Genomic DNA, 1,879 nt, shown 5'->3' on the forward strand with positions numbered 1-1,879 from the left:
GTCCGCTGTGACGGGTTCGAACCCAGCCGGTCTTTCCGCCGCATCAGGAACAGAAACAGCGATCTTGTCCGCAAGGTGATGCCACCGTCCGCGACACAGGAACAATATCAGCTGTTTAGCACCTATCAGGATGCCCGGCATGGCAATGGTGACATGGCGCGCATGGATGCCCGTGATTACCGCGCAATGATCGAAGACAGCACTGTGGAAACCTCGATCTTCGAATATCGCCGGGATGATGACAGCCTGATTGCCGTGGCGCTGGTTGATATTCTGGCCGACGGACTGTCTGCTGTTTACAGCTTCTTTGACCCGGAAGAAGACCGCCGCGGACTGGGCACTTACATCGTGCTTGATCTGATCGACGAAGCCAGAATGCTTTCTCTTCCGCATGTCTATCTTGGCTACTGGATCGGCGATTGCCGCAAGATGTCCTATAAGATGCGCTTCCAGCCCCTTGAAGGCTTCCGCGATGGCCAATGGGTCTCGATGGAAGACGCTGATAGCGACGCGGACTAAGCTGTAAAAGTTCGCGTTCCGCACCAATTGCGCGAACCACTTTCCCCAATTAGACTAAAGTACCATACAACAACTCGATCCTCGGTTGCCTGCCCGTAAAGACGCATATAAGCTTCGTCTCAAAGCTGATCATCCAGCTTTTACAGATAAATCATGAGCTTGCATCTTTGGGAGGTTGTAACCAATGAAACGTCGCCAATTTCTTTCCGGCGCTGCCGTAGCAGGTGCGACTGCTGCTGCCGCGTCAACTTTCGCCAAACCGGCAATTGCCCAGGACGTCCGCGAATGGCGGATGGTCACCACCTGGCCGAAAAACTTTCCGGGCCTTGGCACCGGCGCAAACCTTCTTGCTGAATACATCACCAAGGCATCCGAAGGTCGCCTGAAAGTTACCGTTTTTGGCGCAGGTGAAATTGTTCCGGCATTCGAAGCCATCGACGCTGTTGGCAACGGCACCGTCGAAATGGGCCACGGCGCGCCTTACTACTGGAAAGGCAAAGTCGACGCGACCCAGTATATCGCAGCAATGCCGTTCGGTCTGAACGCACAGGAACAGAATGCGTGGTTCCAGTGGGGTGGCGGTCAGGAACTGGCCGATAAGGTCTATGCGGAACTGAACTGTAAGTTCTTCCCGTCGGGCAACACCGGCACCCAGATGGGCGGCTGGTTCAACAAGGAAATGAACACCATTGACGACTATAAAGGTCTGAAAATGCGTATTCCGGGCCTTGGTGGCGAAGTTGTCAAAGCCGCTGGTGCCAACGTTGTGAACCTTCCGGGCGGCGAAATTCCGCCGGCACTGCAGTCGGGCGCGATTGACGCAACCGAATGGGTTGGTCCTTATAACGATCTGGCCTTTGGTCTCTATAAATCGGCTAAATACTACTACTATCCGGGCTGGCACGAGCCGGCGACCGTTCTCGACAACTTCATCAACCTGGATGCATGGAATGCACTCCCGGATGATCTGAAAGCCATTGTCGAGCAGGCAAACCGCGCTGTGAACCAGATGGTTCTGTCCGAATTCACCGCGCGTAACGTTCAGGCACTCGATACCCTGCGTAACAAGCACGGCGTTGATGTTCGTCCGTTCTCTGACGACATTCTGACCGGCCTTGGCAAACTGTCGGGCGAAGTTCTGCGTGATCTGGTTTCGTCGAACCCGCTGTCGCAGGAAGTCTTCGAAAGCCTTATCGCCTTCCGTACCCAGTCGATCGCATGGTCGAAATTCTCGGAAGCGGCATTCGCACAGGCACGTGTCCTGCCGTTCAAATACTAAGTTCTCCGATTTCGGAAAACGACAAAGGGCTGGCATTTGCCAGCCCTTTTATTTGGCCTGCTCCAAACTTATCAGAGCCGG

General features: G+C 54.6%; 2 protein-coding genes. Both read left to right on the forward strand.

The window, feature by feature from the left end; all coding sequences use genetic code 11:
* Window positions 1-519 (forward strand): arginyl-transferase family protein (locus B3Z49_RS21955; protein WP_296994992.1); only part of this gene is annotated, 519 nt, incomplete at its 5' end.
* Between the two features lie 184 nt (window positions 520-703).
* Window positions 704-1,798 carry a TRAP transporter substrate-binding protein gene (locus B3Z49_RS21960; RefSeq protein ID WP_008891137.1) on the forward strand — a complete coding sequence of 365 codons (1,095 nt, stop codon included), beginning with the start codon at window positions 704-706 and terminating at the stop codon, window positions 1,796-1,798.
* Window positions 1,799-1,879 lie beyond the last annotated feature (81 nt).

It is taken from the genome of Thalassospira sp. UBA1131, assembly GCF_002311515.1.
In the GTDB taxonomy this organism is placed as follows: Bacteria; Pseudomonadota; Alphaproteobacteria; order Rhodospirillales; family Thalassospiraceae; genus Thalassospira.

Bases quoted from the DNA above. Each gene is read 5' to 3' on its own strand.
- B3Z49_RS21960 (WP_008891137.1), top strand. From the start codon at position 704: ATGAAACGTCGCCAATTTCTTTCCGGCGCTGCCGTAGCAGGTGCGACT.